This is a genomic window from Pseudomonas sp. GW704-F2 (assembly GCF_059423025.1).
In genome coordinates this window covers 85279-99205 of sequence record NZ_JBWKXO010000023.1, presented here as the reverse complement: position 1 = coordinate 99205, position 13927 = coordinate 85279, and the positions used below count along the sequence as shown (strand labels likewise).

13 protein-coding genes and 1 pseudogene are annotated in these 13927 nt (G+C 55.7%); 9 read left to right on the top strand and 5 right to left on the bottom strand.

Translation table 11 applies throughout. The annotated features are described in order from the left end of the window. Positions 1–107: 107 nt before the first annotated feature. From AC07W0_RS19775 to AC07W0_RS19765, 3 genes are read right to left on the bottom strand one after another with little or no spacing between them, the layout of a single operon-like run. The gene (locus tag AC07W0_RS19775; RefSeq protein ID WP_102617948.1) at positions 108–509 is read right to left on the bottom strand and encodes a GtrA family protein; all 402 of its coding nucleotides are present in this window, start codon (positions 507–509) and stop codon (positions 108–110) included. Continuing rightward, positions 506–1450, bottom strand: a complete 945-nt coding sequence (locus AC07W0_RS19770) for a WxcM-like domain-containing protein (RefSeq protein WP_102617949.1) — start codon at positions 1448–1450, stop codon at positions 506–508. The genes AC07W0_RS19775 and AC07W0_RS19770 overlap by 4 nt, the downstream gene beginning before the upstream one ends. After that, complete coding sequence (locus AC07W0_RS19765) at positions 1447–2388, bottom strand: glycosyltransferase family 2 protein (protein ID WP_102617971.1); 942 nt, start codon at positions 2386–2388, stop codon at positions 1447–1449. The genes AC07W0_RS19770 and AC07W0_RS19765 overlap by 4 nt, the downstream gene beginning before the upstream one ends. Positions 2389–2999: 611 nt before the next feature. Here AC07W0_RS19765 and AC07W0_RS19760 point away from each other — a divergent pair. From AC07W0_RS19760 to AC07W0_RS19735, 6 genes and pseudogenes are all read left to right on the top strand, one after another. After that, the gene (locus AC07W0_RS19760) at positions 3000–4427 is read left to right on the top strand and encodes a hypothetical protein (protein WP_146013176.1); all 1428 of its coding nucleotides are present in this window, start codon (positions 3000–3002) and stop codon (positions 4425–4427) included. A gap of 584 nt (positions 4428–5011) precedes the next feature. Continuing rightward, positions 5012–5215 (top strand): IS66 family insertion sequence element accessory protein TnpB, encoded by a 204-nt coding sequence (gene tnpB, locus AC07W0_RS19755; protein WP_256580909.1) that lies wholly within the window; start codon positions 5012–5014, stop codon positions 5213–5215. Positions 5216–5391: 176 nt separating this feature from the next. Then, positions 5392–5739 (top strand): annotated as a pseudogene (locus AC07W0_RS19750) (transposase); the annotation flags it as partial. A gap of 139 nt (positions 5740–5878) precedes the next feature. Further along, complete coding sequence (locus AC07W0_RS19745; RefSeq protein WP_102617950.1) at positions 5879–6211, top strand: ComEA family DNA-binding protein; 333 nt, start codon at positions 5879–5881, stop codon at positions 6209–6211. A 178-nt stretch (positions 6212–6389) separates the two neighbouring features. Then, the gene (locus tag AC07W0_RS19740; RefSeq protein ID WP_102617951.1) at positions 6390–7034 is read left to right on the top strand and encodes a GntR family transcriptional regulator; all 645 of its coding nucleotides are present in this window, start codon (positions 6390–6392) and stop codon (positions 7032–7034) included. A gap of 15 nt (positions 7035–7049) precedes the next feature. Further along, a complete protein-coding gene (locus tag AC07W0_RS19735) occupies positions 7050–7898 on the top strand; it encodes an urea carboxylase-associated family protein (RefSeq protein ID WP_102617952.1) in 849 nt (282 codons plus the stop codon). Positions 7899–7963: 65 nt separating this feature from the next. Here AC07W0_RS19735 and AC07W0_RS19730 read toward each other — a convergent pair whose 3' ends face one another. Both AC07W0_RS19730 and eat read right to left on the bottom strand, forming a co-directional pair. Next, entirely contained in the window at positions 7964–8131 is a 168-nt protein-coding gene (locus tag AC07W0_RS19730; protein ID WP_017848826.1) for a DUF2897 family protein, read from the bottom strand. 110 nt (positions 8132–8241) lie between these two features. Continuing rightward, on the bottom strand, positions 8242–9606 hold the full coding sequence (eat, locus tag AC07W0_RS19725) for an ethanolamine permease (RefSeq protein ID WP_017848825.1): 1365 nt from the start codon (positions 9604–9606) through the stop codon (positions 8242–8244). Between the two features lie 412 nt (positions 9607–10018). On the opposite strand from eat, the gene kdpF reads away from it, so the two are divergent. Genes kdpF through kdpB form a run of 3 tightly spaced genes read left to right on the top strand, consistent with a single transcriptional unit; the run spans position 10019 to position 13895 of the window. Then, positions 10019–10108: a K(+)-transporting ATPase subunit F gene (gene kdpF, locus AC07W0_RS19720; RefSeq protein WP_003218754.1), complete on the top strand. Its 90-nt coding sequence runs from the start codon at positions 10019–10021 to the stop codon at positions 10106–10108. A gap of 9 nt (positions 10109–10117) precedes the next feature. Continuing rightward, positions 10118–11818, top strand: coding sequence for a potassium-transporting ATPase subunit KdpA (gene kdpA / locus AC07W0_RS19715; RefSeq protein WP_017848824.1), 1701 nt, complete (start codon positions 10118–10120; stop codon positions 11816–11818). A gap of 19 nt (positions 11819–11837) precedes the next feature. After that, a complete protein-coding gene (gene kdpB, locus AC07W0_RS19710; protein WP_173677821.1) occupies positions 11838–13895 on the top strand; it encodes a potassium-transporting ATPase subunit KdpB in 2058 nt (685 codons plus the stop codon). Positions 13896–13927 lie beyond the last annotated feature (32 nt).

Below are 13927 nucleotides of genomic sequence, written 5' to 3'. Positions count from 1 at the left end.
CCAAATAATTGATTATTTATCACTGAATAGTGCGGTTCTTCAGGGTGACGTTTTGTGCCATAAATAGAAAGGTCGCGCGCATAAGTATATGCAATCATCATCGATATTTATTTTTTGGTTGAAAATAAAGTTTTAGATAGTATAAATGTGACTGGGATAGTCAAGATTATGGAAATGAGTGGTGCAATCGCAATATTAAATCTAAGCTTTTCTACCCACATCCAGATAATGATAAAACTGAGAACGTACTGAATTACGTAAATAAACGGGAAAAGTATTGCAGATTTAGCACCTCGGTGACTTTTGAATACAAAATACCGACTCAATCCAAAGGCCAATAGGATGCCTGCCAAGTAGGAAATGGTATAAGCGGTCTTATAGCTAAAATTTTTGAGCAGTAACAGGTAAGCCCCATATGTCAGGACGGTATTTACGCCGCCCGACACCAGAAAGCGCGCAAAACTGAAGCTTGTCAGTTTTTTCAGCAGGCTTTTATTTTTCAATATCATGCTTTTTTCAATGCGGTGAACTCATCGTAATTACGGATGTAGTCTGCCGAGTCATAGTAATGGGATGCAAACACCAACAATACTGCATCGCTTGAATAGCGGTACTGAATTCCCCATGTCATGGGCGGAAGATGGATCCCTACATTAGGCTTGTCGAGGATAAACTCTTCTCTGTTGACGCCATCATCGGCAACGACATGAACCGTTCCCTTGACAGCAATCAGAAACTGGTGGCATTCCCGGTGAGCATGTTCCCCGCGGGTTTCTTCAGTGGGTACGTCATAAACAAGGAAGTATCGTTCAGCCTTGAAAGGAATGACCCGATCAAACTCGCCAACTGATAGGCTTCCGCGGATGTCCGTTACCTCAGTCAGAACGTGCAAGGTGACCTTTGCAACAGAGGTGGCTTGTACAGTCTGAGCCTTGGGCGACAATGTATCATTACTGGTGCTACCAGGCTTTGCATTCACATAGCCTATAATTTTAGCCGGGTTGCCAACGACTATCGCATTAGGCGGGACTGATCGGGTAACGACCGCCCCCGCGCCAACCATGGCATTTGAATCAATAGTGATGCCCGGCAGAATAGTCGCATTGGCGCCAAGCGATGCCCCTTTACGAATTATCGTTTTCGAAAAAAATTCTGGATATATCTTGCTTCTAGGAAAACGATCATTGGTAAACGTCACGTTTGGACCAATGAACACATCATCTTCTATTTCTATGCCGTCCCAGATCTGCACGCCGCACTTAATCGTCACTCGGTTACCAATGATCACGTCGTTCTCGATAAAAACCTGATCGCATACGTTGCAGTCTTTGCCTAATCTGGCGGAGGGCAATATATGTGTGAACGCCCAGATTCGCGTTCCCTTACCGATATTCTGACTTTCGCATAAAGCATGCGAGTGTACGAAAACGTCGCTTGCTGATTCAGTCATTGCCCACCTTCGTAGCTTTCAATGCGCATTGGAATGGCCAATGGGCGTTTTTTGGTATTTTCATAAGTGCGCCAAGCATAAGAGCCAACAATACCCAAACCCATGAGGTTCGCGCATCCTAGAAAGGTCACTGTGAGCATTAGCATCGCGTAGCCGGGTACCTGAATCATCCCGTTGAGTTTTGCAAAGGCGACGACTATACCCAGCAAAGCGGCCGAACCTGCGCCGATGCTACCTACGCGCGTCAGGATACGGATTGGCAAGTCAGTGAACGAAAACACACTGTCCATAAGGTAGTTAACCTTTTTGCGGAATGTCCATGCAGATTTACCATGTTCGCGCTGGATACGGGCGTAGGTAATGCATTTGCGGCGAAAACCAAGCCAGAAAATTTGCGCAATCAATGAGCTGTGGCGTTCCTCCAGCGTCAGCAAGGTGTCGCGGAATGCAAGATTGCAGCCAAACATATCTATGCCGCCAGGAGGTATTTCCGGTACTACGTAACGGCGATAAAAGCCCCAGAATAAACGTGATGCCATTCGCGACAACAGTGGGTCTTCGCGCCCCTCACGTGCACCGACCACTACATCTATCGGTTCTGTCCGCAAGATGCGATCCATGGCTTCGACCAGTTCTGGAGGTTCCTGCAGATCCGCAGCCATAACGGCGAAGCGGCTACCGGAGCCATATTGAAGACCTGTGCGAATGGCCATGAATGATCCGAAGTTTTTCGACAACAGAATCAGCTTGGAGACGAAGCTTTGCGAGGGGAGCGCATCTCTCAGCAGCTCAAAACACTGGTCAGGACTGCCGTCTACGACGAACACAACCTCAAGCGCTCCTTCCAGTTTGCTGTTCAAGCTTGTCACTGCTTTCAGAAGATCTTGGATCGATCCCTCGTTCTTGTAGACCGGTATGACGAGCGTGAGCAAGCTAATCTCCTTATTCAAATTGGGGGACCGTCGTGAGAGCCCGGTCGACTTCCTCATCCGTCACGTTGGGAATCGGGGCACCAATAGTACCTGAAAGTGTACATTTGGGTCATCAGGCTGCGGCATATCCATTTGCTTCCTGGTGATTTCGGCACAACGGTCTATCTCTTTCAGGCTGGTGTATCTATCGGTTCTCGTGCACCGACATGAGTTTTTTCGTTTGTGATAGCAAAGGGCATGAACCATCAGTGCTGGTGCGGTCTTAGCCAGCAGTCATGTGCTATGCGATTTTATGGATTGCGAGCTTTTGGCTTTTATATAGAATTTTGGAGGTGTGAAATTTTAATTGCTGATATGGGGATGATAAAGTGGGTTCTCTGTTTTATAAAGATGGATTGGCCGCTTGGCGGCTGGGCGTTACATATCATCGCTGTAGCGGCGCCGGGCTTGCGTGAAAATTCTTTGCGCTGCAGATAAGAATGAATTTTAAATGGCGCAGCTTTAGGTGATAGTTCTGCTGAGCTTATTATGACTGTCTGTTGCTTGCAGCGGTCAAAAGCGATAGAGTGTCACGCCTCCGACCTTGTCGTCGTAAATTTATTATGGATATATAAAATATGTATTGGGCGAAAAAAAACGTTAATCCAGCGGCGACAACGCTTTGTATTCTTACTTCTGATAATGCCGCTGCAGGGTTTTTTATTTCGTTCTGTGCATATATGGTCGTACAGCTTTATATGAATGTGCAGGTATTTCCTTTTGATGCTGGTAATTATTGGGCGCTCAGCGCGCATATTTGGGATTTTTCGTTCCCTCAACAGATGCGAGGTTATTTTTATCCTTTAATGTTATCCCCTTTCAAGTTTTTGCATGATAACTATGCTCCTTTCGGTCTGCTATTTTTCAAGATATTTACATCGGTTTTTTATGCGTATTTTTTTGCTGTGCTGTTCCCAGGTTTTTTTAGTACTATATTTGGAGGGAAGTTAACTGTACTAAGTCGATCTGTTCCGTCAATGTTGATTGCGATCATTTTTCCTGGTCTGATTTGTTACCCTCTGAGCGATGCTCCTTCTCTTGCATTAGTTATTGGTGCTGCTGTATTGGCGTTATCGGGTATAAAGAGTGAAAGTAATATTAAGCGATTTGGATTGTTTTTTATTGCTGGTATGTTTGCGTACTTTGCATATAATACTCGCACTATCTATTTGTTTTCAATTGTTGCGCTGTGTTTATTGATCGTTTCCACTGCGAAGCTAAATTTTACAAAGCGAGCAATAGGGGTTTTCGCATTTTTGCTCGGTGCGTGTTTAGGCGCCGTACCTCAGATGGCCATAAATAAAGGCCACTATGATACTCCATCACCGTTTATTATCACTGATTTGGGGAGTGGCTCGCTGTTTTTATCTCAACTCATGTGGGGTGTTGTGGTTGATCGCTATGAAACATACACGCCGGTTGGCGCTCCCGGTTCTCCTGTTTTTTACGCGAACTCGGCGGGGGAGAATTTATTGCTTCATACTGATGCTCGTAAAATAGTGAGTATCAAAGACTATTTAAAGCTTGTGGTTACTCACCCACTTACCTTCTCTTCTATTTATGCGAGTCACATCGCGTCAGGATTGGATGTCCGTGATGGTGAGGTTTATACCCAAACGCCTTCTCATCAGAAATCAATGCGGTCTATTTTTTCACTGGCAGTAGTTGTATTGGGTATAACACAGTTCTTTCGATTGTTGTTTTTGTCTGGCGCTTTCTCTCCTGCAGGGTTGGTGGAGAAATTGGGATGGACAATCGTATTATTAATTGCTTGTGTCGCAGTCATCCCTGGTGCTGTAGAAACTCGGTTTTTCTTCCCCGTATTCTACGTGTGCTTAGTCGCCATGGTTAGTGGTTTTCAGAGTGATCCGCTCAAGTTCAAGGGACAGCAACTTGTCTTGGCTGCACTGATAACACTTTCAATTTATGCTTTTGTCCAGCAATCAATTCAAAATCCGATCTACGATCGGCCAGAGTCACGGATGTACAACTACCGTTCAGACTAACTGTTTGTTTAAACATTTTTATATCAGCGCTCCGGCGGTGTCGTAATTTGGCGACGCCACGGGTGCTGCTCATGAAGGCAGATCAACATTAATGTATTGAGTTGCCGGGAACAGAATGGTAGCGGTAGGGGCGGCGGTTACCTGCCGCCCCCCACACAGATCCGTACGTGCGGAACTACCGCATACGGCTACTACCTTGTGTATGTGGCGCGGAACAGTTCTCAGGGTACGGATGTGCATTTCTGGGCTTCGGTATGTAGATGTCAGCAAGGCCTCAGTAGTGTGACCATTGAAGCCGATTTTGCTGGCTGCCACGTATTGGGGTTGCCGCCATAGGCGGAAAGCCGATGAACGAAAATTGCTAATACGTATCAGTTTCCCTGGCATCGCGTGATAGTTGAAGTTATCCCTGATAACTTGGGTAAGCCACCGACCCACGACTTGAACAGATTCGTGGCTACATTGACTATCCTCTGTCAGCTCTAACTGGCGCATTAAGTGCTCTATAAACCCCAGATTCAAAGCGCTTAGCTGGTGCTCGATGCGGTGCTCTCGATTTCTTTCTGGAGCACCGCCGCCATCATGTGACACCGCGCGAAAGTCAAAAAAATCTATCTGTACCTAAGCCCTTCGACTTCCGAAAATATATTGACGGCCTGGCTGCCCTAGTCGAACTGGGTATCAAAGTCGCCACATTTGACCCAGTGCTCCTTGTTTTCCTCAATAAGCCGCGAAACCGAGTGAAGATTCTGTATTTGAAGCGCAACGGCTTCTGCCTTTGGCTCTAGTGTCTGGAGTCCGAACGTATCAAAACATTGCCTGATGTCGGCGACGAGGCGGTTGTCCTAACGTAAGCGATCCATCACCTACACTACACATTCAAAGTCTCCAGTTGAAATCTGATGCTGTGCTCCCGATCCTTTCTGGAGCCAGTCCGTCATGATGCGTCCCGACGCCAAAGTCGAAAGCCCTCAGCGCAGTGTTTCCAGACACAACTTTGCAAACATGCATTGTTCATCTGATCCGCAACAGCCTTGATTACGCGGCCTTGGATAATCGCCGCGAACTAGCCAAGGTACTCAAACCGATCTATCAGGCAGTCACCGCCGAAGCGGCTGAGCAGGCGCTGGATGCCTTTGAAAGCGGGCCGTGGGGCAAGCAGTATCCGACGGTGGTGGCTGCTTGGCGGCGTGCTTGGGATCGAGTAATTCCATTTTTTGTTTTCCCGCCAGCGATCCGAAAAGTGATCTACACGACCAACGCCATCGAGAGTATCAACGCCCAGTTGCGCAAGATCATTAAGACTCGCGGCCCCCAAAAAAATTGAGTCTCGGTCTGTTCATACCTTGCAATACCACCACTTTTGACACCCTCCACCCATCGCCTAACGTAGAAAAGCAGCTTCGGAAAAGCTGCTTTTTCTACCTCACCGATGTCATGGAGCCCCACCAATGCAAAACACCTACCTCACCTCCCTAATCTTCGCCTTCCTCACCACTCTCTCCGCCGCCACTACCGCCGCCCCATCGATCAAACCCGAACTCCCAAGCCCCATCACCACCCAAATGACCCAATCCGAACAATCCTCCAAGGTCAACCTCAACGCCGCCGACGCCGAAACCCTGCGTCGTGACCTTTTCGGCATCGGTGCCGCCAAGGCCAATGCAATCATCGCCTATCGCGAGAGCAACGGTCCGTTCATGGCGGTGGATGAGTTGTTGGAAGTAAAGGGTATCGGCAAGGCGTTGCTGGAGAAGAATCGTGGCAGGTTAGAGATCAAGTAAGCATCGAGGGGCCGGTCAGTGACCGGCCTTTTTTCATCCGGGATCTGCGTTTACAAACCGTCGCGCACGATTTCGACGATGCGTGTTTACCACGCTGAATCTTTTTACATCGCGCAGGCGTTGGCATGAAAAGTGATTACTGACACAGGGAGGATTGTTCAACAATCGTGAGGTAACGATGACACTCAGCTTGTCCTTAGCCGACCAGATCGCCCTGGAACTGCGTGCCGACATCATTGGTGGCCGACTGTTGCCGGGAATGGCATTGGTCGAAGCCGAGCTGGTCAGGGCCTATAACGCGTCGCGCAATACGATTCGTGAGGCGTTGCACCGTTTGGAGCGGGAAGGGTTGACGCGCTATGTGCGCAACAAGGGCGTGGTGGTTCGTCGGTTGGAGCGCGAAGAGGTGCGTGATTTATTTGTCGTCCGCCGCACGCTCGAATTGCAGGCCATTGCCCAGAGCGGTGCGTTCACCCAGGATCAATCCGAGCGTATGCAAAACGCCATCGAGGCCACCGCGCTGGCCCGGGAGCGTGAGGACTGGCGTGCGGTTGCGACCCACAGCCTGTTGGTGCACCAGCAGATTGTCGGGCTGATGCGCAGCCCGTTGTTCGACGAGTTTTTCGCCCAGGTGATTGCGCAGTTGCGTCTGGTGTTCTGCGCCGCGCCCGATGAGCAGCGTTTCCAGTCGCCCTGGCTGGAACGGGACCTTGAGATCCACACGTTATTAGCCAATAACAACAAGCTGGCGGCCGGGGAGGCGATGAGCGTGTACCTGGATGATTCAGAACGGCAGTCGTTGGCCCTGTTTACTTTCCCTTGATCGAGGATCCGCAGCATGTACAAAGACTATCCAGCCGCTTACCAGGTCAGCAAAGGTTCGGCGTTGCAGGTCGACACCGCGTTTTACGAACGTATCCGTGAGCGCAAGGATCAACGCACCTTGGTCGAACAGTTCGAGGTGCCGATTCGCACGGGCAGGGCGTGGAAGGTGCCGGCCGGGCATGTGTTCCGTGTGACTACGCCGGTGGGGCCGCAGGTGGGCGACTTCAATGTGTGGAACGCCAACGACCCGCGCGAACGCCTGTGGGCCGCGCGCACGCGCCAGTTACAGGGCGCGCATGTCAGCACCCATGATCGGTTGTGGTCTAACCTGCCGTTCCTGCGGCCGCTGGTGACCATCACCGATGACAGCCTGGCCAGCTACGGCATCGATGAGCACGGCGGGCGCCTGCATGATTTGCTCGGTACGCGCTGCGATCCGTATGTGAACCGCATGCTCACTGGTGAAGATTTCCATCATCACTGTCACTCGAACCTGACCCGTGCGGTGTTGCCTCACGGTCTGACGGAATTCGACGTGCATGACGTGCTGAACATCTTCCAATGCACCGGCCTCAATCACGACGACATGTATTTCATGAAAGCCTGTCCGGCGCAGAAGGGCGATTACCTGGAGTTTTTTGCCGAGATTGATTTGTTGTGTGCGCTGTCGACCTGCCCGGGCGGGGATCTGTCGCTGCCGATGTGGGGCCCGGATGCACAGGACCCGCTGACGGTGTGTCGTCCGCTGGGGGTTGAGATTTATCGATTGGAAGAAGAGTTGCTGAACGGTTGGAGCTCGCCTGCGCGTGCTGCTTATAAGGGGCAGCACGGTTTGCAGATTGCCAAGGCGGATTGGGAGTAACCGGGGGAGGGGGCTGCTTCGCAGCCCAACGGGAGCAAGCTCCCTCGCCACAGGGGCAAACCAGGTCAGCGGTCCTGCGAGTCCTTGGCATCCGCCTGCGCATTGCGCTCGGCCACGCGTTTGCGTTGTTCGTCGGTGAGTTCCACTTTGTTGGCGCTGTCACGCAGCATCAGCAGCCCGCCGACGATCGACCCGATCGCCACCACCATAATCAACCATGCATACCACGGCATAACGCTCTCCTTGAGGCAGATTGCCGTGGGAGGTTTTTCCCACGGTAATAACTGCTTTGAGTTACAGGCTTTCTGAGTAGTTCAGTGTAGGCCTGTTCTGCCTCAAAACCTTAGAGCCCGGTCAACATTGCATCTGCCGGTGCCGCGGCGCGGTCGTGCGCGGTCATCTGGAAGTAGATGAAGCCGACCACCATGAAGCCGAGGAAGATCATGCCGATCAGTGCGTTGAACCAGGCCATGGCCACCAGGCACACCACCGCCAGCACCAGCGCGATGCCCGGCACGATTGGGTAGCCCGGTGCGCGGAAGGTGCGTTCCAGCAGCGGTTCGGTCTTACGCAGTTTGAACAGGCTGAGCATGCTCATGATGTACATCACGATGGCGCCGAATACGGCCATGGTGATCATTGCTGCAGTCAGGGTCATGCCGCCCAGGTTGATCAAACCGTCGCTGTAGATGGCGGCAATACCGACCACGCCGCCAGCGATGATTGCCCGGTGCGGTGTATGAAAACGCGACAGCTTGGCCAGGAACGACGGCAGGTAGCCGGCCCGAGCCAGGGCGAAGAATTGGCGCGAGTAGCCAAGGATGATGCCGTGGAAGCTCGCCACCAAACCGAACAGGCCGATCCACACCAGCATGTGCAGCCAGCCGGAGCTTTCGCCTACTACGGTTTTCATCGCCTGGGGCAGCGGGTCGTTGATGTTCGACAGGGTGCGCCAGTCGCCCACGCCGCCGGCGAAGAACATCACGCCCATGGCCAGGATCACCAGGGTCAGGATGCCGCTGATGTAGGCTTTCGGAATGGTGCGCTTGGGATCTTTCGCTTCCTCGGCCGCCATGGCCGCGCCTTCGATGGCGAGGAAGAACCAGATCGCGAAGGGGATCGCCGCGAACATCCCGGCAATCGCCGGAGCACCGAAGGTGTCGGAGCCGGCCCAGCCATTAAGGGCGAAGTTGCTGAAGCTGAACGCGGGGGCGACCACGCCCATGAATACCAGCAGTTCGGCGACGGCGAGTACGCACACCACCAGTTCGAAGGTGGCGGCGAGTTTCACGCCGAGGATGTTCAGGCCCATGAACACGATGTAGGCGCCGACGGCTGCGTGTTTCGGATCGAGTGCGGGAAACTGCACATTCAGATACGCACCGATGGCCAAGGCGATAGCGGGTGGGGCGAACACGAATTCGATCAGGGTCGCCAGGCCGGCAATCAGGCCGCCTTTTTCCCCAAACGCGCGGCGGCTGTAGGCAAAGGGCCCACCTGCGTGGGGAATGGCGGTGGTCAGTTCGGTGAAACTGAAGATAAAGCAGGTGTACATCGCGGCGACCATCAACGAGGTCACCAGGAAGCCCAAGGTCCCGGCCACGCCCCAGCCATAGCTCCAGCCGAAGTATTCCCCGGAAATCACCAGCCCGACCGCGATGCCCCACAAATGCAGGGTGCCCAAGGTGGGTTTGAGTTGTGTGTTCATCGTATTGCGCTCCCTGAACCGGTTGGAATGATTCAAGGTGTTGCAGCGGCCATGCCAGCCTGAGAATCATTGTCGTAAAGCTGCGCTACTGTCGTTTGGGGGATGGTTTGGCGTTTGAAATTTTCTGTTGCTGCACCAGATAAGTGCGGCGGTGACTGTGCCGGTGCTATCGGGAGCAAGCTCCCTCCCACAGGTTGATCGGCGCTCGGCATGACAACTCGGTCAAGTGTGGGAGGGGGCTTGCCCCCGATAGCGCCCGCCCAGGCGCCGAACCCCCCGGTGTAAACCCCGCATAAACCCACTCTTTACGCCATCTTTACGCCCCACCCAGCCCCTCGCTCTCGTTCCTTTACACCACTCCTGCCGACAATTGCCCCACACGCGGCACTCGCCGCTAAACGGAGAGACTTCCATGAGCGTTCTGGACGGGGTGTCACTGCTATTGGCCGTGGCGCTGTTCATTTATCTGCTGGTTGCGCTGTTACGCGCGGATCGGAACTAGGAGCAGGCTATGCACAGTTATGACTATTGGCTGATCATCGCCTTCTTCGCCGTGGTACTGGTGCCGGCCCCGTTCCTGGGGCGGTTCTATTACAACGTGATGGAAGGCCGGCGCACTTGGCTCACGCCGCTGCTCGGGCCCGTGGAGCGCGCGTGCTATCGCCTCTCGGGCGTGGACGCGCAGCAGGAACAGAGCTGGCAGAAATACATGCTGGCGTTGCTGGCGTTCAACCTCGCCGGGTTTGTGTTGCTGTTCTCGATCCTGTTGTTCCAGGGCTACTTCCCACTGAACCCGCAGAAGTTGCCGGGCCTGGAGTGGACCCAGGCCTTCAACACCGCAGTCAGTTTCATCACCAACACCAACTGGCAGTCCTACAGCGGTGAAGCGTCCCTCAGCTACCTCAGCCAGATGGCCGGCCTCACCGTGCAGAACTTCGTCAGTGCGGCCACCGGCCTGGCAGTCCTGGTCGCGCTGTGCCGTGGGATCGGTCGCAAATCCACCCAGACCCTGGGCAACTTCTGGGTCGACATGACCCGCGCCACGCTCTACGGCCTGTTGCCGTTGTGCCTGGTGATGGCGTTGTTCCTGGTGTGGCAGGGCGTGCCGCAAACCTTCGCGCATTACGTTGATGCCGTGACCCTGCAGGGCGTCGACCAGGTGATCCCTTTGGGCCCGGCAGCCAGCCAGATTGCCATCAAGCAACTGGGCACCAACGGCGGTGGTTTCTTTGGCGTGAACTCGGCGCATCCGTTTGAAAACCCGACGGCCTGGGCCAACCTGTTCGAGGTGTCGGCGATCATCCTGATCCCGGTGGCGCTGGTGTTTACCTTCGGCCATTACGTGAAGGATCTGCGTCAGAGCCGGGCGATTCTCGCTTGCATGCTGGCCCTGTTCCTGATCGGTGGCGCGACCTCGCTGTGGGCCGAGTACCAGCCCAACCCGACCTTGAACAACCCGGCGGTTGAGCAGACGGCGCCGCTGGAAGGTAAAGAAGCGCGCTTCGGCACCACTGGCACCGTGTTGTGGTCGGTGACCACCACCGCGGCGTCCAACGGTTCGGTCAACGGCATGCACGACAGCCTCAGCCCCCTCAGCGGGATGGTGGCACTGGTCAACATGATGGTCGGCGAAGTGATCTTCGGCGGCGTCGGCGCCGGTATGTACGGCATGTTGCTCAACGTGTTGATCGCGGTGTTCCTCGCCGGCCTGATGATCGGCCGCACTCCGGAATACCTGGGCAAGAAGCTGCAGGCCAAGGAAGTGCAATTGCTGGTCGTGACCCTGATGGTGATGCCGATCGGCGTACTGGTGCTCGGTGCCATAGCCTCCAGCCTGCCCGGCCCGGCCGGTGCGATCAGCAACCCTGGTCCCCATGGGTTCAGCCAGTTGCTCTATGCCTACACCTCGGCCAGTGCCAACAACGGTTCGGCGTTCGGCGGCTTCAGTGCCAACACGCCGTTCCACAACCTGATGCTGGGCCTGGGCATGTTGATCGGTCGCTTCGGCTACATCCTCCCGGTACTGGCCCTGGCCGGCAGCCTGGCGATGAAGAAGACCGCACCGATTGGCCAGAACAGCTTCCCCACCCATGGTCCGCTGTTCGTGACCCTGTTGACCGTGACCATTTTGCTGGTGGGCGGCCTGACCTTCCTGCCGACACTGGCACTGGGCCCTATTGCTGAACACCTGAGCATGGCTGCTTTTAAATGAAGAGCCGAGGGATATGAAAATGAACATGCCTGCAAAAAACGCGAGCCCGGTCAAACCCCACGAACCCGCCAAAACCGCGATCTCTGCGCTGTGGCGCCCGGCGCTGGTCCAGGCGTTCGTCAAGCTCGACCCACGGCAACTGCAACGCTCGCCGGTGATGCTGGTGGTCGAACTGACCGCCATCCTCACCACCGTGCTGTGCCTGGTGCCCGACACCGCCGTGCCGACCTTCGTCGCCGCGCAAATCGCCGTGTGGCTGTGGTTTACCGTGCTGTTCGCCAACTTCGCCGAAGCCTTGGCCGAAGGGCGTGGCAAGGCCCGCGCCGACAGCCTCAAGGCCGGCAGCGAAGGCCTCAGCGCACGGCGCAAGGAGGCCGATGGCAGCTTCAAGGTCGTGCCCGCCACCAGCCTGCGCAAAGGTGATGTGGTGCGCGTCGCCGCCGGGGAAATGATCCCCGGCGACGGCGAGGTCATCGAAGGCATCGCCGCGGTCAACGAAGCGGCGATCACCGGTGAATCCGCGCCGGTGATCCGCGAATCCGGCGGCGATCGCTCGGCCGTCACCGGCAACACGCGCCTGGTCTCGGACTGGCTGCTGATCCGCATCACCGCCAACCCCGGCGAGTCCACGCTGGACCGCATGATCGCGCTGGTGGAAGGCGCCAAACGCCAGAAAACCCCCAACGAAGTGGCGCTGGATATCCTGCTGATCGGCCTGACCCTGATCTTCCTGCTGGTGGTCGTGACCCTGCAGCCGTTCGCCCACTTCGCCAATGGCAGCTTGCCCCTGGTGTTCCTGGTCGCCCTGCTGGTGACGCTGATTCCGACCACCATCGGCGGCTTGCTCTCGGCCATCGGTATCGCTGGCATGGACCGCCTGGTGCGCCTCAACGTGATCGCCAAGTCCGGTCGCGCCGTGGAAGCGGCGGGGGACGTGCATGTGTTGTTGCTGGACAAGACCGGCACCATCACCTTTGGCAACCGTCGCTGCGCGGCAGTGGTGGCGGCGCCGGGCGTGAGCGGCCGGGAACTGGCCGAGGGCGCGCTGCTGGCGTCCCTGGCGGATGACACGGCAGAAGGTAAATCCATCGTTGAATACCTGCGTGCCCTGCACCCGCAAGCCGAGCCGTCCCTGGCGGAACTGACCGCCGTGCCGTTCACCGCCGAAACCCGTTTGTCCGGCGTCGACTATCAGGGCCGCGTATTCCGCAAAGGCGCCGTGGACTCGCTGCTGGCGTTTATCGGTCAGCCTCGCGGCGACCTGCAACCGGCCCTGTCGCGGGAAGTCGACAAGATCGCCCAGAGCGGCGGCACGCCGTTGCTGGTGTGCGTCGATGGCAAGTTGCTCGGTGCGATCCATCTGAAGGACGTGGTCAAGCCCGGCATCCGCGAACGGTTTGCCGAGCTGCGCAAGCTGGGGATCCGCACCGTGATGGTCACCGGCGACAACCCGCTGACAGCGGCCGCGATTGCTGCGGAAGCCGGCGTGGACGACGTGTTGGCCGAAGCCACCCCGGAGAAAAAACTCGCGCGGATTCGCCACGAACAGAACGACGGTCGACTGGTGGCGATGTGCGGCGACGGCGCCAACGATGCCCCGGCGCTGGCCCAGGCGGACGTCGGCATGGCGATGAACGACGGCACCCAGGCTGCCCGCGAAGCGGCCAACATGGTCGACCTCGACAGCGACCCGACCAAGCTGCTGGACGTGGTGCAGATCGGCAAGGAATTGCTGGTGACCCGCGGCGCGCTGACCACCTTTTCCATCGCCAACGACGTGGCCAAGTACTTCGCGATCCTGCCGGCGCTGTTCGCCTCGATCTACCCGCAACTGGGCGTGCTCAACGTGATGCACCTTCAGAGCCCGCAGAGCGCGATCCTCTCGGCCATCGTGTTCAACGCGCTGATCATCGTCGTGCTGATTCCCCTGGCGCTGCGCGGTGTGCGGGTGCAGGCGGCGAGCGCGGCGGCGTTGCTGCGGCGCAACCTGTTGATCTACGGCCTGGGCGGGATTGTGGTGCCGTTCGTGGGCATCAAGGCGATCGACATGTTGCTGACCGCGCTGCACCTGGTTTGACCCGATGCCTGTGGGCACCGGCAAAGCGGTGG

What these genes read in the sequence shown, in the direction of transcription:
- AC07W0_RS19775 (WP_102617948.1), bottom strand. Translation starts at nt 509, where the DNA reads ATGATATTGAAAAATAAAAGCCTGCTGAAAAAACTGACAAGCTTCAGT.
- AC07W0_RS19770 (WP_102617949.1), bottom strand. Translation starts at nt 1,450, where the DNA reads ATGACTGAATCAGCAAGCGACGTTTTCGTACACTCGCATGCTTTATGC.
- AC07W0_RS19760 (WP_146013176.1), top strand. Translation starts at nt 3,000, where the DNA reads ATGTATTGGGCGAAAAAAAACGTTAATCCAGCGGCGACAACGCTTTGT.
- AC07W0_RS19745 (WP_102617950.1), top strand. Translation starts at nt 5,879, where the DNA reads ATGCAAAACACCTACCTCACCTCCCTAATCTTCGCCTTCCTCACCACT.
- AC07W0_RS19740 (WP_102617951.1), top strand. Translation starts at nt 6,390, where the DNA reads ATGACACTCAGCTTGTCCTTAGCCGACCAGATCGCCCTGGAACTGCGT.
- AC07W0_RS19735 (WP_102617952.1), top strand. Translation starts at nt 7,050, where the DNA reads ATGTACAAAGACTATCCAGCCGCTTACCAGGTCAGCAAAGGTTCGGCG.
- AC07W0_RS19730 (WP_017848826.1), bottom strand. Translation starts at nt 8,131, where the DNA reads ATGCCGTGGTATGCATGGTTGATTATGGTGGTGGCGATCGGGTCGATC.
- eat (WP_017848825.1), bottom strand. Translation starts at nt 9,606, where the DNA reads ATGAACACACAACTCAAACCCACCTTGGGCACCCTGCATTTGTGGGGC.
- kdpF (WP_003218754.1), top strand. Translation starts at nt 10,019, where the DNA reads ATGAGCGTTCTGGACGGGGTGTCACTGCTATTGGCCGTGGCGCTGTTC.
- kdpA (WP_017848824.1), top strand. Translation starts at nt 10,118, where the DNA reads ATGCACAGTTATGACTATTGGCTGATCATCGCCTTCTTCGCCGTGGTA.
- kdpB (WP_173677821.1), top strand. Translation starts at nt 11,838, where the DNA reads ATGAACATGCCTGCAAAAAACGCGAGCCCGGTCAAACCCCACGAACCC.